The organism is Saprospiraceae bacterium (assembly GCA_026129545.1).
Lineage (GTDB): Bacteria > Bacteroidota > Bacteroidia > Chitinophagales > Saprospiraceae > M3007.
In genome coordinates this window covers 468,696-489,851 of sequence record JAHCHX010000001.1, presented here as the reverse complement: position 1 = coordinate 489,851, position 21,156 = coordinate 468,696, and the positions used below count along the sequence as shown (strand labels likewise).

General features: G+C 54.2%; 14 protein-coding genes. 7 read left to right on the top strand and 7 right to left on the bottom strand.

Annotation, left to right across the window (positions count from 1 at the left end; genetic code table 11):
• Nucleotides 1–7 precede the first annotated feature (7 nt).
• A complete protein-coding gene (locus KIS77_01700) occupies nt 8–523 on the top strand; it encodes a hypothetical protein (protein ID MCW5921028.1) in 516 nt (171 codons plus the stop codon).
• A gap of 74 nt (nt 524–597) precedes the next feature.
• Here KIS77_01700 and KIS77_01695 read toward each other — a convergent pair whose 3' ends face one another.
• Complete coding sequence (locus KIS77_01695; protein MCW5921027.1) at nt 598–1,404, bottom strand: class I SAM-dependent methyltransferase; 807 nt, start codon at nt 1,402–1,404, stop codon at nt 598–600.
• A 316-nt stretch (nt 1,405–1,720) separates the two neighbouring features.
• Between KIS77_01695 and KIS77_01690 the strand changes: the two genes are divergently transcribed.
• The 3 genes from KIS77_01690 to KIS77_01680 all read left to right on the top strand — a co-directional run bounded on the left by KIS77_01690 (nt 1,721) and on the right by KIS77_01680 (nt 8,050).
• On the top strand, nt 1,721–3,262 hold the full coding sequence (locus KIS77_01690; GenBank protein ID MCW5921026.1) for an acyl-CoA carboxylase subunit beta: 1,542 nt from the start codon (nt 1,721–1,723) through the stop codon (nt 3,260–3,262).
• Between the two features lie 301 nt (nt 3,263–3,563).
• The gene (locus tag KIS77_01685) at nt 3,564–6,008 is read left to right on the top strand and encodes a TonB-dependent receptor (protein ID MCW5921025.1); all 2,445 of its coding nucleotides are present in this window, start codon (nt 3,564–3,566) and stop codon (nt 6,006–6,008) included.
• Nucleotides 6,009–6,223: 215 nt separating this feature from the next.
• On the top strand, nt 6,224–8,050 hold the full coding sequence (locus KIS77_01680; protein ID MCW5921024.1) for a gliding motility-associated C-terminal domain-containing protein: 1,827 nt from the start codon (nt 6,224–6,226) through the stop codon (nt 8,048–8,050).
• A 94-nt stretch (nt 8,051–8,144) separates the two neighbouring features.
• Here the strand turns inward: KIS77_01680 and KIS77_01675 are convergent, their stop codons facing one another.
• Together KIS77_01675 and KIS77_01670 are read right to left on the bottom strand one after the other, a co-directional pair.
• Nucleotides 8,145–8,471, bottom strand: coding sequence for a DUF4296 domain-containing protein (locus KIS77_01675; GenBank protein ID MCW5921023.1), 327 nt, complete (start codon nt 8,469–8,471; stop codon nt 8,145–8,147).
• On the bottom strand, nt 8,468–8,962 hold the full coding sequence (locus KIS77_01670; GenBank protein ID MCW5921022.1) for a histidine phosphatase family protein: 495 nt from the start codon (nt 8,960–8,962) through the stop codon (nt 8,468–8,470). Before KIS77_01670 ends, KIS77_01675 begins: the two co-directional genes overlap by 4 nt.
• A 223-nt stretch (nt 8,963–9,185) precedes the next feature.
• On the opposite strand from KIS77_01670, the gene KIS77_01665 reads away from it, so the two are divergent.
• The 3 genes from KIS77_01665 (at nt 9,186) to KIS77_01655 (ending at nt 12,347) form a co-directional block, all read left to right on the top strand.
• A complete protein-coding gene (locus KIS77_01665) occupies nt 9,186–10,901 on the top strand; it encodes a hypothetical protein (GenBank protein ID MCW5921021.1) in 1,716 nt (571 codons plus the stop codon).
• Nucleotides 10,898–11,368, top strand: a complete 471-nt coding sequence (locus KIS77_01660; protein ID MCW5921020.1) for a 23S rRNA (pseudouridine(1915)-N(3))-methyltransferase RlmH — start codon at nt 10,898–10,900, stop codon at nt 11,366–11,368. Before KIS77_01665 ends, KIS77_01660 begins: the two co-directional genes overlap by 4 nt.
• 361 nt (nt 11,369–11,729) lie before the next feature.
• A complete protein-coding gene (locus KIS77_01655; protein ID MCW5921019.1) occupies nt 11,730–12,347 on the top strand; it encodes a rhomboid family intramembrane serine protease in 618 nt (205 codons plus the stop codon).
• 108 nt (nt 12,348–12,455) lie between these two features.
• Here KIS77_01655 and KIS77_01650 read toward each other — a convergent pair whose 3' ends face one another.
• The 4 genes from KIS77_01650 to lysS form a co-directional block, all read right to left on the bottom strand.
• On the bottom strand, nt 12,456–13,142 hold the full coding sequence (locus tag KIS77_01650) for a methyltransferase domain-containing protein (GenBank protein ID MCW5921018.1): 687 nt from the start codon (nt 13,140–13,142) through the stop codon (nt 12,456–12,458).
• A gap of 39 nt (nt 13,143–13,181) precedes the next feature.
• Nucleotides 13,182–16,337 (bottom strand): AsmA family protein, encoded by a 3,156-nt coding sequence (locus tag KIS77_01645; GenBank protein MCW5921017.1) that lies wholly within the window; start codon nt 16,335–16,337, stop codon nt 13,182–13,184.
• A 628-nt stretch (nt 16,338–16,965) separates the two neighbouring features.
• On the bottom strand, nt 16,966–19,347 hold the full coding sequence (locus tag KIS77_01640) for an FdhF/YdeP family oxidoreductase (GenBank protein ID MCW5921016.1): 2,382 nt from the start codon (nt 19,345–19,347) through the stop codon (nt 16,966–16,968).
• A 159-nt stretch (nt 19,348–19,506) separates the two neighbouring features.
• A complete protein-coding gene (lysS, locus tag KIS77_01635) occupies nt 19,507–21,054 on the bottom strand; it encodes a lysine--tRNA ligase (GenBank protein MCW5921015.1) in 1,548 nt (515 codons plus the stop codon).
• Nucleotides 21,055–21,156 lie beyond the last annotated feature (102 nt).

Genomic DNA, 21,156 nt, shown 5'->3' with positions numbered 1-21,156 from the left:
CAACGCCATGAAAAGAGATTTGAATCAACTCATCGGAGCTATTATGTTCATAGTGGGAGCGGTCACCTTCTTGCTCGCCGCATTTATGAAAGTCCAATCGGGCGGAGTGCCGGCAGCGGCTTTCCTAATCATCATCCTGTCCATTGGATGTTATTTTCCCGACCTGTTTCAAGATGGCTCCAACGCCCCATCCACCCTTCGGATTTGCGTCCTGATGGTCGTCGCCGTTTTTTCGATCATCATGGTGAAAGCAGGTTGGGAGGTGCGCGACCTTTCCAATTTTTACGCGAACGAGTCTTGGATCTATATCCTCGGCTTGGCTTTCGGAGCAAAGGTGACGCAAAGTTTTGCCGAATTCATGTCGGGCAGGCTCGGCAAAAAAGGCAACGCGGCTCCTTCAATCAGCACGAGACCAGCAAGCAGCATGACGGCCCCTAGCATCAACGGCGGAACGAGCAGCTTTGCCAACCATATCGAGCGCAACGCACTCGCTGGCAACCCTGACGACTATGGCGATGTGTGAGGTTCGGATGAGCGCCATAGCACGGGTGTTTATTTCAGGCAAAATCCCGGCGAATCAAGGCATAAAACAGGCTCTTACTTTTTTTGAAGCACATACCAGAAATAAATCAGCTTGCCAGAGCGCAAATCCTTGTCAATCTGCGAGCCTTTCACGCCGCCGAATTCCTCGAAAAATTTGACATAACGGGCGGGAATTTGTTTGCGGATGCGGGCGCGTTTCATATCGTCTTCAAGCGCAATCGCCTGCACCACATTTTCAGAAATCACCTTCTTGGCAACAAGTGAAAGCCCGCTACCCAACAGGGTTTGCTCGAATGTTGCGAGGTTTTTGGGGTCGCGCATATCCGTTATCAAAAAATAACCGCCGGGACGCAACACTCGCTTTACCTCTTCAAAAAAATTGGCCACTGAGCCATAGGCGTGGCTCGATTCGACATTGATAACGACATCGAAGCGGCCATCTTCAAAAGGAATTTGTTCAGCGTTGCCCGTCACATAGCCGAGATTGGGGCTTTTGTGCCGCTTGTTGGCAAACGCGACAGCGTTGTCGGCTATGTCCATGCCAATGATGCTTGTGGGCTTCAGGTAACGGGCTATGTAGGAAGCGCCGCCGCCGCGCCCGCTACCGACTTCGAGCATCGTTTTTCCCTCAATATCGGTTTGTGTGGCCAAAAAATGATAGAGTTGAAGCGGATAGCGGTCAGGTTCATCGGCTTCTGAAAGTTCGGGCCGGGCCACCTGCTCATCCGGCTCAAAGCCGTAGTTCATAAACACCCAATCGTCAAAAGGGAAATTTTTGGCGAGGCGGTTGTAAATGGGTTTCCAAGCAATGCGGCGAAACCATGGAAATTCCGTCAGTTCAAGAAAGATTTTTGCGAGCATAGAGCGGGGGTGTTTTACAAAACAGCGCAAGAACGCACAATTCCTTCGGCTTTCAGCGAACCATTTTTCAAGCGCACCTTCTTGAAAAACAGGGCACCTCGATATTCAACAAAAACTCAACTTTCGGCTACTGAATCAAGCAGTAAAAATCAACGGTTTACAGAGAGAACACGAGCCACCGCCGAAAACTTGGGATGATTCATGTTTTTTTACCTTTGCCCACCCTTGCACTTCGGAACGCGGCGTTCCGAAGCAGTCGTAACAACGACATTCGATGCCGGGCGGAACAGCGTACCGCCATACATAATTGATTTTCATGGACAACAAACTTGAAATCCTCCAATCCAAACTCGCCGAGGCAAAGCTCGGCGGCGGCCAGGCCCGCATAGATGCTCAACACAAAAAAGGAAAACTAACAGCCCGCGAGCGCGTCCATTTCCTGCTCGACGAGGACAGCTTCGAAGAAGTCGGCGCGCTCGTCACCCACCGCAGCACCGATTTTGGCATGGCCGAGCAACAATACCTCGGCGACGGCGTGGTGACGGGCTACGGCACGATTGGCGGGCGGCTCGTGTATGTCTTTGCACAAGATTTCACCGTGTTCGGCGGCTCGCTGTCCGAAACCCACGCGGAAAAAATTTGCAAAATCATGGACTTGGCCATGAAAAACGGTGCCCCCGTCATCGGCCTCAACGACTCGGGCGGCGCACGCATCCAAGAAGGGGTGAACTCTTTGGGCGGCTACGCCGATATTTTTTACCGCAATGTGCAAGCCAGCGGTGTCATTCCGCAAATCTCCGCCATACTCGGCCCCTGCGCGGGTGGCGCGGTGTATAGCCCGGCCATGACCGATTTCATCCTGATGGTGGAGGGCAGCTCCTACATGTTCGTGACTGGCCCCAACGTGGTGAAAACCGTCACTAACGAAAACGTCACTTCCGAAGAACTCGGCGGCGCCAGCACCCATGCCACCAAATCCGGCGTGACCCACCTCGTGGCCTCCAACGACGTGGATTGCATGGCCAAAATCAAACGACTGCTCTCCTTCATCCCCCAAAACTGCGAGGACAAAGCACCCACATTGCCTTACACACTTGGCGACGAATACCGCGACGAACTGACCTCCATCATCCCCGAAAACGCCAATCAACCATACGACATGAAAGAGGTGATTGCAGGCATTGTGGATGCGGAGTCGTTTTTTGAAATCCATGAAAACTACGCGGAAAACATCGTCGTCGGCTTCGCTCGCCTCGCCGGACGCAGCATCGGCATCGTGGCAAACCAACCGATGAGCCTCGCGGGCGTGCTCGACGTGAACTCTTCTAAAAAAGCCGCGCGTTTCGTGCGTTTTTGCGACTGCTTCAACATCCCCTTGCTAGTGCTCGAAGACGTGCCCGGATTCCTGCCCGGCACCGACCAGGAGTGGAACGCCATCATCACCAACGGCGCAAAACTGCTCTACGCTTTCTCCGAAGCCACCGTGCCGCGCATCACCGTCATCACCCGCAAAGCCTACGGCGGCGCTTACGACGTGATGAACTCCAAACACATCGGCGCGGACATGAACTTCGCGTGGCCTTCTGCCGAAATCGCCGTGATGGGCGCGAAAGGCGCCTCCGAAATCATTTTCAAAAAGGAAATAGACGCGGCGGACGACCCGGCTGCCAAACTTTTAGAGAAAGAAAAAGAATATGCCAACACCTTCGCAAACCCCTACCGCGCCGCCGCACGAGGCTTTATTGACGAAGTGATTCATCCCCGCGAGACACGACGAAAACTCATCAAAGCCTTCGCGATGCTGGAGCACAAGGCAGTGGCGCGGGCGAAAAGGAAGCATGGAAATGTGCCGTTGTGAGAATGAAGGCAACTTGCTCTTTGGGCACCGAAATATTTTATACTTCGCTCCGCCAGAGTCTTGGGCATGGCTAAAAGCGCAATCTGTTCAAAATCAGAGAAAGCAATCATGAGCATCTGACAAGTCCTAGCGAATCAAGGCATATCGTCGCAAAAGTCAACTCCCACGACTATTTGCCATTCCGCCCGGCCCCCGGCCTTTCGCGTCGCCCACCCACCTGTTTCGGTCATTGGTCGAAAAAAGGGAGCCGTGCGGTCGGCCCAGCCTACTTTTCCCTTCTTTTTAGGCATTTTCTACTGCTATGACTACAAAAACGGGTTCTCTTACCCTCCTTTTGCTGTGGCTTGTTGCCACCCTTCCTCTATCGGCCCAACAAGCCAGTGTGCGCGGGCAATTGCAAGGCTCCAATGGAGAAGCCGTCGCCTTTGCCAACGTGGCGTTGTTCGCAGCCGCCGATAGCAGCCTTTACAAGGCAGGCACCAGCGACGATGCCGGCATTTTCGACATGAATGGCTTGGGAGCCGGGCACTACTACCTGAAAGTGGTTGGCCTCGGATTCGGCGAATTTCAGCAGCCGGGCATCCGCTTGGCCGAAGGCCAACGCTTGGATTTGGGAGTGCTCACCTTGACCGCCAAGGATATCAATTTGGCGGAAACGACCGTGACGGCATCGAGGGCCATGGTCGAAATCAAGCCCGACCGTACCGTTTTCAACGTGGAAGGCACCATCAATAGCGCAGGCTCGGATGCCATCACCCTGCTCCGCAAAGCCCCCAGCGTGACGGTGGACAACAACGACAATATCAGCGTATTGGGGCGTTCGGGGGTGCTGCTCTATGTGGACGGCAAGCGGCTGCCCCTTACGGGCGACGACCTCACCAACTACCTGCAAAACTTACCCGCCGAACAAATTGACCGCATCGAAATCATCACAAACCCCGGCGCGCGATACGAGGCAGAAGGCAATGCGGGTATCATTGACATCCGGCTTAAAAAAGACAAAAACCTCGGCGCCAATGGCTCGGTGAACACCACCCACAGCATGGGTCGCCACCACCGCTCCAACCTCAGCAGCAGCGCCAACTATCGCAACAAACGCCTCAATGCCTTCGGCACAGGCGGGCTTGGCGATGGTGTAGGGTTTCACGAAATGAAATTCCTGAGCTATCTCAACGGGATGGAGCAACGCGAAATCAACAACCAACGCAACGATTGGGATTTTCTCAACTACCGCGTTGGCGCAGATTTTTTCCTGACCGACAAGCATACCATCGGGCTGCTGGTGGGAGGCGGAAGCAACAAGCGGCTCAATTATTCATTCAACCGCATCACGCTCGCTCAGGAAAACACACCCGCGCTGATTGACAGCATTCTGGTGGCCAACACGACGGCCAACAATCTCCGCCATCAACAAACCTACAACCTCAACTATCGGTTCGACAACAAAAACGGTCGCAGCCTCAACATGGACTTCGACTACGGCCACTACCAAAACGACAGCAAACGCCACCAGCCCAACCGCTACTTCGATGCCTCGGAAGAGAATGTGCTCACCGAAATCATCAACAGTTTCGACACCCCCACCGACATTGACATTTACACCCTTCAGGTGGACTATGAGGACAAACTCTGGGGCGGCACACTTGGGGCAGGCTCTAAGCTCAGCCGCGTGATTTCGGACAACACGTTTTTGTTTTTTGACGAAATAAACGAAACCCCCTTGCTCAATACTCGCCGCTCCAACCTGTTCAAATACGATGAAAAAGTGTACGCAGGCTATGTGAACTACGCCCGAGCGCTGAACACAAAATGGAAATTTTCCGCCGGGCTTCGCGCAGAGCAAACCGACGCAAGAGGAGACTTGCAGGCCTTCTTGCCCGAGCTGGAAGAGCCTCCCGTCTTGTTCAACTACCTCAGCTGGTTTCCGAGCGCGGGGCTGACCTGGGATGTAGCCCCCAAACACACCCTCGCCCTCAACGGCGGCCGGCGCATCAACCGTCCCGACTATAACGTGCTCAACCCTTTCAACAACCAAATCAGCCAGCTTTCCTACGAAAAAGGCAACCCCTATCTCCGTCCCGAAATCGTGAACAACCTCGAGCTCGGCTATACCCTCGCCTATCGTTACAACCTAAAAATAGCCTACAGCCGCACGACAGACCAAATCACCCGGCTCATCGCGCCAGACAAAGAAGACCCGCGAGCAGGCTTCATCACTTGGGCCAACTTGGCCGACCAAACCGTGTGGAGCCTCAACGTCAGCGCCCCCGTTCAAATCCTCAAATGGTGGAATGCTTACTTCAACGCCAGCGCCTCGCATTTGGACAACCAAGCCGACTACGGCAACGGCGCGGTGGTGGACGTGCAGGCATTCACATACAGCATCTACCAGCAACACACCTTCGATATGCCGTTTGGCCTAAAAGGCGAAATCTCCGGCTACTATTCTGGCCCCGGCGTGTGGGGCGGCGTGTTTCTCTACGAATCCAATTGGAGCCTCAATCTGGGCTTGCAGCGCAAGTTTTTGCGCGAGCGCCTCACGGTGCGCCTCAGCGCCGACGATATTTTCTACGAAACCGGCTGGGATGGCTACTCCAACTTCGACGGGCTGCTCTCCTATGGCAGTGGCCGTTGGGACAGCCGTCGGGTAGGGATAAGCTTGGGCTACCGCTTTGGCAACGACAATGTGAAATCGCGCAAACGGAGCACTGGCATCGAGGCAGAGGCCGGCAGGGTGAAAGACTAAGACTCACGGCTGGCCAGCGTTAAATTACCACTCTTTTTTTTCCCTCGCACAATTCGCCGTCAGGCGTGGCGTTAAGGGCGTGTTCACAATTTGTGACCCCTCAACGGCGCGTTTTTCAACCCGTTTTGGCCCCCACTTCAAGCCAGTTCCCCATCCAACTCGTGTCGCAAGCGGCACTAATCCTTTTTATCAAACAATACTAAAACGCCGATTCCATGGCAAAAACAGCACTACTCCTGCCTTTGGTGCTGGCCATCACAGCCAACCTGTATGCCCAGCTGCCTGCTCCTTGTGGAGGTTCTTCCGAAACCGCCAACTCCTGTCAAAACGCCTGTATCTACTGCAACTTCGATGGGCTTACCGGCTCCACCGCCTTTGGCGACTCGGACGGTGGCAACGACGTTGATTTTTGCGGCACGCTCGAAAATGCCCAGTGGATAGGGTTCATCGCAGGCTCCACTTCTGCCACCTTCACCGCCAACCCTTTCTTTTGCAACGACGGCAACGGCGTACAAATCGCCTTGTATGCCGATTGCACCTCCGCACCGCTCAAATGCAACATTGGCAAGGAGAACGGCGGAAACACCCCCGTCTCAGTGTCGGTGGACAACCTCAACCCCGGCTCCAACTATTATCTCCTCATTGACGGCTATGCGGGCGACCTGTGCAATTTCACTATTTCAGTGACTCCCAACGATGCCGTTTACGAGCCGCCATTGGGCATGGTCGGCCCCATCTCCGGCCCCACGGAGGCGTGCCCCGGCGCGGTGTTCCCCTACTTCGTCGCAGCCGTGCAAGGCGCAGGCGCCTACATTTGGGATGGACCACCCGGCACACTCGTGAACGGAGAGCCGGTACCTGCCGTCGTGTTGGGGCCTGCAGGCAGCCTCGTGGACATCACCATCGGCGACCAAAGCGGCCCGATATGCGTCCAAGCCGCCAACTCATGCAAGCGAAACCCTCCCTGCGCCAGCTCGCTCAACATCACGGTGCTACCCGATTCGTACCGCCCAACCTTGACAATGGAAAAGCCTCAGGCGCTCAATTGCACCAATGAACCTGCCGAACTCGTGGTGCAAGTCACCCCCCCCGCCAACTATGCCTACCGATGGGTGGCAGACTCTGTGGGGCACATCGTGTCCGGTGCCGACCGCCTGCGAGTCAAAGTGGATAGCGTGGGGCTTTACACCTTGACTGCGACCAATACCGTCAACGGATGCGCCTCCACCGACAGTTTGGAAGTAGTGGAACCGCTCATCCCCGATGCCGCCACGCTTGATGTGCGGCCCATCACCTGCTATGGCGAGCGCAATGGCATCCTCCAAGTGTCCGGCGTGGCAAACGGCGTGGGCCCATATTTATATTCGATTGACAACAAACCCTTTAACCAAGACCCTCAAATTCGATTCTTGGACCCCGGCGACCACACGCTCACCATTCAAGGCGCCAACGGTTGCGAATTCGACACGGTGTTCACCATGCCCGAACCCGCCGAACTGCTTGTCGTGCTCGACCCCGACACAGCCATCCATCTGGGGCAAACCATTGACCTATGGCGCGAAACGGTGGTGAACTACCCCGAACGAGCCAATGAAGTCCTCATTTCGCCCGCCGAACTGACCGAATTTCTGTGCGAAGATTGCCCTTACGCACCCACATACAGCTTCCGCTACCGAGTGACGGTCATAGATTCCAATGGCTGCCAAGCCACCGACGACCGCACTGTGACCGTGACGAAGGAACGATACGTGTACATCCCCAACATCTTCACGCCTGACAACAGCTCGGATGGAGGCAACGACATCTTCACCGTTTTCGGCGGGGAGGATGTGGAAATGGTCAAGCTGCTGCGTGTGTACAACCGTTGGGGAAAGGCCATTTTTGAGAATCGAAATTTTGCGCCCAACGACGTGTTGGCAGGCTGGAACGGTCGGGTGTCGGGCGATGGCATCAACCCAGCCGTGTTCATCTACGAGGCCGAAGTCTTGTTCAAGGATGGCGAGACCGAGCGATTCTTGGGCGATGTGACAGTGGTGCGATGAAAGCCCCCCCCTTATTGTTGGCTGGCGCGAGACACCCTCCTCGCGCCAGCCAACAATAGCGGCCTGCCAACCCACATCTGAGCATACGCTCAGCTTACTGCGTTTTGGGCGTGGTCAATATCTCCTCCGCCTGCCGCACGATTTCCTCCATGCGCGGCAAGTCATTGGCGATGAGCATCAGGCTTTTTTCATAGTCCTCCTTCGTCACGCCATGCATTTCCAGCACCTGTTTGAAATAAATCTGCATGAGGCTGTCTTTTTGATAGCCAATCAAAGTGTTTGTGGCGCCCTCTGCCGTGAAGAGGTCAGCCATCACCCTGCTCACTTTTTCATCGGAAAGCGGCGGTTGCTCCGCCTTTTTTTGACACGAAAAAAACAACGCCGCCGAAAGCACCCAGCCGTAGAACCCTATTTTTTTCATAAAACTTCTTTTGGGAAAAACCACTTGCGCACGGCGGCATTGTGCTCGCCAAACGCCTGCCACGATTCGGCCTCCGCATCAATTTGAACGATGCCGCACGTCGGGATGTTGTCAATGAATTTTTCGGAAAAACGATTGGCCACCTCGGTGAGCGTGGGATTGTGCCCAAACAGCAATACCGTTCGCGCCGAATCGGGCAAACCGCTCACGATGCGCATAATATCCATCGGGGCGGCCTCATAGATATCTTGCTCGCGCGCCACCGCGTCTTCCGCCACGCCGAAGGCGTGCGCGAAAAAAAGCGCAGTCGTGAGGGCGCGTTTGGCCGGGCTGCTGATGAGCAAGTCGGGTTCCACGCCTTTCATCACCAACAGCTGCGCCATACGGGGCGCGTCGCGCAAGCCGCGGTCGTTGAGGGGGCGATTGAAGTCACGCAAACCGGGGTTGTCCCAGCTCGATTTGGCGTGACGAATGAGATAAAGTGTCCGCATGGAGCAAAGATAGAAAAAGACAAAGGATGCAAATTGGGAGTTGAAACTTTTTGGCGTTTGATACTCAATCTCTTATTCAGGCGGTGATTTGAAATCACCGCCTAAATAGCACACATTTTCAAGACCTTACCCCCCCCCAATTCGCATAAACAGAATAAAACTTTGAACAGGCCGCTCAAACGCACTACTTTTGAGGTTCGCTTTTTCCAAAAGGGGTGGCAATATGCAAAAACTCTGGCTCAAAGATTTTGAACACCATATCAGCAGCAGCACTTGGGCCGCTGCCGACGAACTCGTGCAAGCAGGTCGGGTGAAAGCACTGCGAGAAATGGAGCGGCACTTTTGGGTGGCTTCGGTAGAAGACGCGGAAGCGACCTATGAAGTGGAGACCATCATCACTCCCCACAAAATCAAAGCTTTTACCTGCGAATGTTGGACGGAAGGCCGGCGCTTGATATGTCCCCACATCGCCGCAGCCTTGCTCAAAATACGCCAGTTTCTGGAGCAAAAACAAGAGGAGCGAAAAGCCAAGGCAGAAGCCCGCGCCTCGACGGAACACAACCGATTGACCGTCGGCAACGTGCTCGACCACGCGGCACCTGAAGCCCTCGCCGAGTTCGTTCAGGAATACGCACGCCGTGACCGCGATTTTGCCCTCGCGCTCAAGACTTGGTTTGCAGGGGCGGTATCCAACACCCCCAACCCCTTCGCGCTCGTGCTCGACTCCGTGCTGCCGAAAAACCCCACAGACAAGACTTTTCGGGAGCCTGATTTCCGCCGGCTGCGCAACACGATTGATGACCTGAACAAGCAACTCTCGAATATCTTCGAGGAGCGAAATTTTCCGACGGGGTTCCAACTTGCCACTACCATCCTACAGAAAATCAACCCCTTGCTGCCAAAATTGGAAGGCAACAGAAGGCTCCAATTGCTCCAGCAGAGCCAACAAGCCTTCTATCATCTGACGCATTTGCAGGACGCATCGGTGTCGCCCGAGCTGCGCGAGCAAGCGTGGCGCACCGTGTTGGAAATGGTGGCACAGGATATTTTTCCGGCGGAAATGTCGGTACCCGTGCTGTTATTTCTCACCCAAGAGGCCGCCAACGACGAAAAATTCGAGGGCATCAGCGCCCTGTTCGACCAATCGCCCAGTCCTGCGCCGCCGTTTGTGTTGCAGCTGTTTCTCGGCGCGTTGGCGCAGCGCAACCGTCCCGAGTCCGTGGTGCGCGTGTTGGAGGAATACACCGACCAACCCACCGTTGTCCGCGATGCCATTGTCACGCTGACCCAAGCCCATCATGCAGAGGCGGCGTTTCAGGCCGGGGCGCATTTTTTGGGAAAAATAAAATTTTCACCAGGACAGCGCCGCGAGTTGGAAGACACGATGTTGTCCCTTGCCCGCAGCAGCGGCGACCCAACGCGGCAAGTCAACCTGCTCTGGCAGCGTTTTTTGCAAAGCGGTCATTTCGATTTCTACGAGGAGGCCAAAACCGTCGCTGGCCGCAACTGGCCTGCGGAGCTCAAACGCCGTTTGGCCGAACTGCGCCAAAAGGGCGATACGCGCACGGCAGCCGTCGTGTTGGCGGCGGAGGGCCACAAGAGCGAACTGGCCGAATTGCTTGAAAAACAGGAAGATTTGCGGCAATTTCAACAATATGAAAACTTGTTTTTGCCGGAAGACAAACCTTTCGTGCGCGGCCGCTATGTGGACCTGCTGTCCGCTTATCTGAACGAGCACTTTGGCCGCCCTGCCTCCGAACACGCCCGCGCCATGCTCGCCGGACTGATGCAAAAAGGCGAGCAAACCCTCGTGCTCGACATCATTCGCGCTCTGAGCGCCCAGTTCCCCGACCGCCCTTCTTTGCCAGAGGAACTGGCGGAATTGTTTCCAAAATCAAAGAGAAAATCGCTATTGCAAGCCCCCGCTGACAAACCATGAAAGTAGAACTTTGGGCCATCGGCAAGACATCGGAGAAGTACCTGGTGACAGGCATCGAGATTTTTGAGAAGCGCCTCAAAAATTATCTGCCTTTCAGCTGGACGATATTGCCAGATGTAAAACTCAAAACCACCAACGGCGCTCAACTCAAACAGGAAGAAGGCAAAATGGTACTCGCCAAAATCAACCCCGACGACTACCTCGTGCTGCTCGACGAACGCGGGCAAGAGCTTGGCTCCGTCCAATTGGCTCGCTGGCTTGAACGCCGCTTGGCCGCCTCTCACCGCCGATTGATTTTTTTGATTGGCGGCGCTTTCGGATTTTCGCCCGAAGTTTATGCCCGCGCCGATGAGCAGTTATCTCTGTCAAAAATGACGTTCAACCACCTCATGGCACGTCTTTTTTTTCTGGAACAGCTATACCGCGCCATGACTATTCTGCGCAACGAACCTTATCATAATGAGTGAGTGGCTGAGTTGAAATGTTCAGAAAAGTGTGTCAAACAATCCCGGATGTTTTCTCTTTACACCACAAACGCTGCGCTTAAAGAAGCGTAAATTATGCGAATCAAGGGTTAGAAAATTGACTTCATTTTAAGCGACTTACGTTTACGAAACTTTCAAAAGTTTCGTAAACGCGGGTGCTTAAAAATATGATTTTCAACACTTTGGATTTTCCAACTCTTGATTCGCATAAATTATTGGAACCCAAAACGCTGTGTCCTTCGTGTCTCTGTGTTTGCTTATTGTTTCCATTAAGATGAGGCAGTTTTGCGAACACTTTCAATCATCAAACAACAAGTTGCCAGCCAACAAATCACCAACCAACATGACCATCACCTATCTCATTATTGGCTTCACGGCACTGATTTCGTTCATGGCCTTCAACAATCGAGAGCTGTTCGTGAAAATGCAGCATTGGCCGTATCAGGAAGCGCGGCATGGCGAGTATTATCGCTGGTTGACGAGCGGCTTTCTGCATGGCGACCCTATGCACTTGATTTTCAATATGCTGACCCTCTACTTCTTCGGCAATCATGTGGAGAACTGGTTCAAGGCCAAGTTTGAGGGCTTCGGCGGGCTTGTATATCTTGCTTTTTATTTGGTGGCCATCGCGGCGGCTTCTTCCGCCACCTTTCAGAAGTACAAAAACACTTCGAGTTTTGCCAGCATCGGCGCGTCGGGGGCGGTGGCGGCGGTTTTGTTCGCCTTCATCCTGCTGGCACCCACTGTCGGCATCATGCTTTTCTTCATTCCTATCCCCATTCCGGGCTTCATCTTTGGCATCTTGTATCTGTGGTACAGCTCGCGCGCGGCACAGCGCGGCGGCGACAATATTGACCACGTCGCGCATTTTTTCGGAGCCGTGTTTGGCTTCTTCTTTCCACTCATCTTGGAGCCTTCCTTGTTTCTCGATTTTGTGGCGCAATTGCTCAATTGGTTGTAAAAAATGTAAAAACTTGGGTGGGAGGTCGAGAGTAGAAGGCTGATTTCATACGGTTTGCAAGCCCCAACAAAGACTGAACCCCTCTGATTGCTGCCCTCTGCCTTTTGTCTAAGCAACGACCACTGACTTTTTTTGGTGGCAGAGTATCCAGTTGCCCCCTGTGTCAATAGCCCAAGCATCGGGAAATGCGGCTTTGAATTTCACTTCAAAGAAACGCTCGGTCACGATTTTCACGGCTGGGCTGCCGCCGTGCAGTCGGTTGAAAAGCAGCAGCCCGCCGGGGCGGAGCAACTGTTCGCAGGAAAGCAGGAATTCCGCCGTCTCGAATTGGGGGGGCGTAAGGTCGTCCTCAAAAATATCGGCCACAATGAGGTCGAATGTTTGCTCCGTGATGCTCACAAACATTTCTGCGTCGGCGGTCACGATGTCCATTGGGCTGGAGAGGCGGGAAAGGGTGTATTTGGCGGCCAATTCGGCTACGGTTTCGTCCCATTCCACTGCGGTGTAGCGGTATTTTTGGTGAAACACTTTTTCCAGCATATAGGGTACCGAGCCCAGTCCTAATCCCAGAACGAGCACTTCTTCGATGGCTCGTTCATCCATTTTCAGTTGGTCGAACGCCACGAGAAAATTTTTGTAGAGGTCGTCCCACGAATAAATGGCATCGCCGCTTAGCAGTTGAAGCCGCCCACGGTCGAGTGTGACGGTGAGCTCTGGGTTGTACTCGGAGCCGGTTTCTTCCAGCGTGAGCGGTACGAGATGCGACAGCAGTTTTTTCCAGCGTGGGATTTTCATTGATTTGGTTGTGCCGATTGGTTCAATCAGTCGAGTCAATCAATTATCCTTCTTTTTCTTCTTGAAAGGGTCCCAAGTTTCCAGTTTTTTCTTGGCTTCGTCCACTGTTTTTTTGCCTTGGTCGCCCAATGCTTCGTCGGCTTTTTGGCCGATGGCCTCGCCCGCCTTTTCGCCCAGTTCTTTGGCGGCTTTGTCTTTGGCTTCCTGCAATTGCTTGTCGGCTGCAGCACGGAGGCTGTCAGCAGCTTTGTCGGCGGCGGCTTGGGCTTGTTGCTTTGCTTTGTCGAGCTCGCGGTTGGCGACGTTGGTCAAGGAGTCCTTGGCTTTGTCCACGGCGGCTTGGGCGGCGGCTTGCACGCTGGCCGTTGCCTCTTCCTTTATGCTGCTTTGCCCGTCGGAGCCGAGTATTTTCATGGCGACCTTTGGATTGGCCAGCGAGCCTGTGAGGTCGAAGCGAACATTGATGTACTCGCCTTGCGCGATGTTCACACCGAATTTGCCGGCTTCTTTGCTGAGGAAATTGAGGCCGGAATTGGCCGCGGCACCGGCGGCGCTTTTCTGCAAGGCGGCGCGTGGGGTCTTGGTGACGATTTGATAATTCATTTCCTGATTAAGCCCGTGCGAGCCGCCAATCTGCATGGCCACATCGCGCACCTGCGTGTTGAAGGGCTTCACGATGACCTGACCGTTCTTGATTTCAAACCAGTTTTTGGTGTTTTTCAACTCCATGCGTTGCAGGTAGTCAATGCCCAGTTTGGATCCGATTTCGCTCATGGGTTTGAAATTGTTGAATGCCGCGCTGAGAGTCTCTAAGAAGCCTTCCGCTGTGAGGGTGTTCAGGTCTGGCATCATGTCTTTGCCCAAGGCGCCGCTCATGGAAAGGGTGGTGTTGAATTTTCCATCCATCAACTGCATCACGGGGGCGAGCGCCTTCACGGTGGCAAAGGTCTGGAAAGCTTCTTTGAAGCCCATGTTTTGGAGCGCCATGTCCATATTGAAAGTGGGTTTGGCGGGGTTGGAGGTGTTGTATTCGCCTTCCAAGCCTATGAGGCCACCGATGACGTTGGCGGTGCAGTCGTTGAGCCGGGCCACGCCGTTTTTCACCGTTATTTGACCTTCGAGATTGTTTAGGTCGTAGGTGGTGTATTTGATTTTGTTGAAATCGGCGTTGAGCGTCATGTCCACGTTTTTCGGCACCACCACGATGTCCTCAGTGGCGGGTGCGCTTGCCGTTGGAGTGGGCTTGGCACCGCCGGTGGTCGAGGAGGCTGGCGCGGGGTCGGTCATGAACTGGTTGAGGTCGAAGTAGTTGGATTGCAGATTGACCACGCCCGACACGGTTTGGTTGTCGAACAGGTAATTCCATGCGTTCAAAATGCGCCCGTTGCCGCGCAAATCGCTCGCGCCGATGTTCATGCCAAAATTGTCCACCGTCATCTTGTTGGGCATGAAGCGGCCTTTCATGACGAGGTTGGTCAGGTCATAGGTATCGTATTTGAGGCGATTGATTTTGCCGTCCATCTCGAAATCCCAACGGTCGAATGCTTTTTCGCCGGCAGTTGTTGTTTGGCCGCCGCCACTGGTTTTCGAGACATCGCTCGGCACCACGCCACCATCGGAGGGCTCGGGTTCCATCCATTCGTTGGCATCGAAGAAGTTGGAGGAAAAATTCAGGCGGCCTTTCATGGTTTTGTTGGTGGAAAAATATGCGAGCACGTTGTCAATGGAGCCATTGGCGCGGAGGTCGCTCTTGCCAAGCTTGGCATCAAAATTCTGAATGTCAACTCGTTGTGGGGTCAGGCTGGTGGTCAGTTGGTTGATTTTCACCGCAGGCATATCGGCCGTTTTGTAGGAAATGCCGCTCATGGCGAAATCGCCAGCCATGTTCACTTGGTCGTATTGGCCTCGGTCTATTTGGCTCATGGCCGCCTTCAAGGTCATGTTGGCCTTGATGACCCCTGCGAGTTCTTGCACCCCTTCCATGGGGAAGGCTTTGGAGAGTTCGCCGAGGTTGAGCGTGCCGTTGATTTTCATGTCAACGGTGGGGTCTGTTTCGGGCGTTTTCAAGTTGAAATAACCCTCCAGCGGGTTGGAGCCGATGCGGAGGCTGAATTTCGGAATGCGCACCGTCATATCGTTGAGGCGAGCCGAAGGGCTATTGATGCTGGCATCTACATGGATGTTGCTCACGCCGAGAGGCAGGGAGGGATATTTAAAATCAGCGTTGGCGACCTTGAAATCAAGTTTGAAGGCTGGATAGACCCTTTCGTTGTAGGTGCCTTTTGCAAAACCCGCGAACTGTACCGTGCCATTGGCTTGCACGTCGTTGTAGTCCTTTGTGTAGGCACCGGGAACGATGCTGAGGAGGCTTTTGAACGTGTTGGCGGGGGTGCCAAAGGTGAGGTCCATGCGAATGTCGTCGCTGTTTTCGGGCATCGCCACCCAGCCGTTGAGCATCAGTTTTAGGGCATTGAGTTGCAGCTCGTTTTCTTTGAGCGTGAATTTCATGTTTTTCATGTCGGCATTCAGCGTCGTGTTCCAGTCGAGGCGGGCATTGCGCAGGTATTGCACCCCGCCGTATTTCACCGAAAGCCGCTCTACGGCGGTCTTCATGACGAGGTCGTAGAGGTCGGTGGTGAACGCGCCGGAACCCGTGTGGTCGAGGCCTTCCAACTCGGCACGCATATTTAGCCCCCGGTCGTCGTAGAGCACTTTGCCTTGACTGATGCCATAGCGTTCGAGTTTGATGGGGCTGGCATCAGCCGTCGAGGCCGACGACGGTGTGGTTGGCTCCGACGGCTTTGTGATATCGTAGTTGGCTTGTCCGTTGCTCAGCACAAATACCCGGATGTCGGGCTTTTTGAAATAAAGCCCCTTCACAATCACTTCGCTGCCAAAAATGGCCGACCATAGGTCAATGGCCACGTCGAGGCGCTCGCACTGCACGAGTTTGACCCCTTCGAAGGGGCCGGGGCCGTTGGTCACTTCCAAGCTTTCGAGGCCGACGGAGAGTTTGGGAAAATTGCGAAAAACGGAAATGCTCACGTCCTTGAAGTCCACCGTAGCCGTGAGGCTTTCGTTGGCGGTGGCTTTGACTTGTGCGAGGATTTCGTCTTTGAAAAGAAATGGCAGCGCCACGAGGGCCCCCACCAAAAGCAAGAGAAAAATGGCAACGCCGAACAGTAGTTTTTTCATGGTGAAGTATGCGCGGCAGAGCGGTGAAACAGCGCGGGGAAGTTTGGTGGTTCGACGCGCCTTGATGTCTCTGCCTCTTGTGTTTGAGTATTAACGCAGCAAAGAAAACGATGTTTGAAAAACATTTCGCAGATTCAAGAAAACTTGTGCAGGAGATAGACGTGGGAAAGCTTGCGGCGTTTCGAGTTTTTTTCCAAATTTGTTGATTCGGGATGGTATTTTGGCTTGCTTTGCTTATGCTGTTGAGGTGGAGTGGATGCGGTTTGTGGCTTGATGTTGGCGAGGATGCAAACCATACTATTTGGACTTTTTCAGATTTGCCACGAAGTCACACAGCAAAATACTCATTGATTTGTGCATTTTGTGTCTTTGTAGCACAAAAAGTAATGTCCAGTAATGTGCCGATAAACACCCTTCTATTGCCTCGTATAGGTCTTGAAACAGGTCCTCGAAAGTTTCCCTTGCGTCATGCAGCCCGGTATGGCAGGAACCTCTGCCCAATAACCTCCTTCCTCGGCCTTTTGAACAACTACTTTTGGTTTCATGCGCTAAACTCTAAAAATCCTTTGCGGCTAAAAACCTATGTTTTTACGATTTTTTTCCAAAGAATGAAGGCTCTCTTTCTACGCTAAACATCGTCAAGGGCATGCCTCCTCACCCGCACCACCACGCCCTTCGACACGGGCGTTCCGCTTTTCTCCGCTGTGTCGTTAATCGGCACCAGCACGTTCGCTTCGGGGAAATAAGTCGCCATACAACGTTCCGGGATGTCGTAGGCCACCACGATAAACTTCCGGGCCACGCGCTCCACGCCATCGTGACGGTTGAATAAATCCACCACGTCGCCATCTTTTAGCCCCTCTTTTTCGATATCTCGGGCGTTCATGAGCACCACGCGGCGCTCGTGGAAAATGCCACGATAGCGGTCGTCGAGGCCGTAGATTGTCGTGTTGAACTGGTCGTGGCTGCGAATGGTCATGAGCACGAACTCTTCGGCAGCGAGTTGGTTTTCAGGCACTTCGGCGATGTTGAAATTGGCTTTGCCGTTGAAGGTGTTGAATTTTCCGATGCGCGAGCCATTGGGCAGGTAGAAGCCGCCCGGCTCCCGCACCCGGCGGTTGTAGTCTTCAAAACCCGGAATCGCGCTTTCGATGGCGTCGCGGATGTGGTCGTAGTGTTGGAGGTATTTGTCCCAGTCAATTTTGACAGGATAAACATGATTTGCAGGATTTTTTTTCTCTGGTTCGGCTTTTAAAACCTGTGAATCCTGTAAATCCTGTCGAGAAAAAACCGCCTTCGCCAAACGGCACACAATGACAGGCTCGCTGAGTAGGTGGGGCGACACAGGCGGCAGGTTGCCCTGCGAGGAATGAACCACGCCCATCGAGTTTTCCACCGTCACGAATTGCCGCTCGCCGTTCAGGATGTCGAGGTCGGTGCGACCGAGACAGGGTAGAATGAGGGCTTCTCGGCCATGCACCAAGTGACTTCGATTCAATTTGGTAGAGATGTGAACGGTCAAATCACATCGGCGCAGCGCCTCGGCGGTGAAGTTTGTGTCGGGCGTGGCCGAGAGGAAATTACCGCCCATGGCGATGAAGACTTTGGCTTTGCCCTCGTGCATGGCGCGGATGCTTTCCACCACGTCGTAGCCGTGTTTTTGCGGGGGCCGGAAGCCGAAGGCGCGTTCGAGGTTGTCGAGAAACGCCTGCGGGGGTTTTTCGTTGATGCCCACCGTGCGGTCGCCCTGCACGTTGCTGTGGCCGCGCACGGGGCAGGTGCCAGCGCCGGGCTTGCCGATGCTTCCTTTGAGCAAAAGCAGGTTGACGATTTCCTGAATGGTGGCGACGGCGTTTTTGTGTTGGGTCAAACCCATTGCCCAGCAGGCGATGATTTTTTTCCTGGAAATGAGCAAGTTGGCGGCTTCGCGGATTTGTTCCAACGGCACGCCACAGGCTGCCGCGAGGTGTTCCAACTTGTGTTTTTTCAAATGTTCCAAATACGCCTCTGCGCCGAACGTGTGTTCCCGAATAAAATCGAGTGCGAACACCGAGCCGGGGTTTTGCTCTTCGGCTTCGAGCATGAGGAGCATCAGCGCCTTCAAAAGCGCCATGTCGCCGTTGATTTTTATTTGCAAAAAAACGTCGGTGAGCGGCGTGGCTATGCCCAACATTCCTTTCAGCGTTTGCGGGTGACTGAAGGCGACGAGGCCGGTTTCTTTTAGGGGGTTTACGGAGATGATTTTCGCGCCGTTGGCTTTGGCTTTTTGCAAAGCGGTGAGCATACGCGGGTGGTTGGTGCCGGGGTTTTGGCCGAGAATGATGATGACTTCGGCCTCGTAAAAATCTTCGAGCGTGACCGAGCCTTTGCCGATGCCGACAGATTCATTGAGCGCCACTCCGCTGCTTTCGTGGCACATATTGCTGCAATCGGGCAGGTTGTTGGTGCCGAATTTTCGCACGAAAAGTTGGTAGAGGAAAGCGGCCTCGTTGCTCGTGCGCCCGGAGGTGTAAAACAGGGCTTCGTCGGGCGAGGCGAGGCTGTTGAGGTGGTTGGCGATTTTGGCAAAGGCATCATCCCAAGTGATGGGCTGATAGTGCGTGGCGCCGGGGGGCAGATAGACCGGCTCCGCTACCCTACCCTTTTTCCCGATTTCGTAGTCGGACAATTCGGCGAGTGCGGCGACGCTGTGTTGGGCAAAAAACTCGGCGGTGAGTTTCTTTGTGGTGGCTTCCTCGGCGATGGCTTTTGCGCCGTTTTCGCAGTATTCGGCGATGCCGCTGCGCTCGTCGTCGGGGTCGGGCCAAGCGCAGCCGGGGCAATCGTGGCCGCCTTTTTGGTTGAGTTGAGCCAATGCTTTGAAGCCGCGCGCCGCGTCCATTTCAGCGAGGACGTGCTTGACGCTGCTCACGACGGCAGGCAGGCCACCCGCGACTTTTTTGGGCTTGCTTCGGCGCAGTCCGGTGAAAGTTTCGGGATTTTCGGGATTGGGAATGGATTCCTTTTTCATAATGGAGGCAAATTTATGCCTTGATTCGCCAAGATTTATCAGGTGCTGTGGATTGTTATCCCTGCCTTCGAACGAATCAGGGGGTCACTTACACTGAAAATCTGACGACGCGAAGAAGAATATCCATTCTCCATGAAAATCAATTGAGAAAGTCCTGTCTTAATGCGTCTCTGGCCGCATCTGTGGGAAGAACAGCACTTCCTGTATCGAGCTCTGTCCTGTGAACAGCATGGCCAATCGGTCTATTCCGAAGCCAATGCCAGCGGTTGGTGGCATCCCATACTCCAGTGCGCGTAGGAAATCCTCATCCATCGCCATGGCCTCTTCGTCGCCTCGTGCCGCCAGATTGAGTTGTTCCTCGAAGCGCTCGCGCTGGTCGAGGGGGTCGTTCAGCTCCGAGTAGGCGTTTCCGACTTCTTTGCCATTGACAAACAACTCGAAACGCTCCACGAGGCCGGGCTTGGAGCGGTGTTTTTTGGTCAAAGGCGACATTTCCACCGGGTAGTCAATCAAGAACGTGGGCTGAATCAGGTGTTTCTCCACTTTTTCGCCAAAAATCTCGTCAATCAACTTTGCTTTTCCCATTGTCTTGTCAATTTCGATGCCTTGCTGGCGGCAATAATTGCGGAGCTCCGACTCGTCGGCGGTCTCCACGTTGAGGCCCGTGTATTCCTGAATGGCATCGAACATGGTGAGGCGGCGATATGGCCCGGCAAATTCCAAGACGTGAGCGCCGGAAGGGATTTTCGTGTCGCCGTCGTCGCTTAGTGCGCGAGCAATGCGCTCAAACATTCGCTCCGTCACGTCCATCAGCCAAAAGTAGTCTTTGTAGGCCACATAAAACTCGAGCATGGAAAATTCGGGGTTGTGGGTGCGGTCCATGCCTTCGTTGCGGAACATCTTGCCCAGTTCGTACACCCCGTCGAACCCACCGACGATGAGGCGCTTCAGGTAGAGTTCGTTGGCGATGCGCAGGTAAAGCGGCATATCCAAAGCGTTGTGGTGGGTCTTGAAGGGGCGTGCCGCCGCACCGCCGTGAATCGGTTGGAGGATGGGCGTTTCCACCTCCAGCAGCCCCAGTTCGTCGAGAAATGCACGGATGGTCTTGATGAGCCGGGTTCGCTTGACGAAGGTGGCACGCACTTCGGGGTTCACCGTCAAATCCACATAGCGCATCCGATAGCGTTGCTCGGGGTCGGTGAAAGCATCGTGGATATTGCCTTCCGCGTCGCGTTTCACGATGGGCAATGGACGCAAGCTTTTGGACAGAAACTTAAGTTGCTGCACATGGATGGTCACCTCTCCGGTTTTTGTCTTGAAGGCAAAGCCGCTCACCCCCACATAGTCGCCGAGGTCAAGCAATTTTTTGATGACCATATCAAACATGGGCGCTTCGGGGGGGGCGCCATCGGGGCTTGCCACGAAGTCGTCGCGGCGCAGGTAGAGCTGGATGCGCCCGCTCGCATCTTGCAGGTTCATAAACATCGCCTTGCCTGCTTCGCGGGCGGCCATGATGCGCCCGGCAAGGGCGACGGTTTGGTAATTGAGGCGATTTTTCGAGCCGTCTTCCAGTGTTTCCTCTTGATAGTTTGCCACGATGTCGGCTGCATGGTGCGTCACCTCGAACATTTCGGCCGGGTAGGGTTCGATGCCGAGTTCACGGAGTTTTTGCAGCGATTCGCGGCGGAGAAGTTCTTGTTCTGTCATATTGTGTGTGGATGGCTGTTGGCCAATGGCTTTTATGCTTCGTGTCGTCAAGTTTTCAACATGATTGAAACGCAACCCATTTAAAATCAAGGGCATCAATCG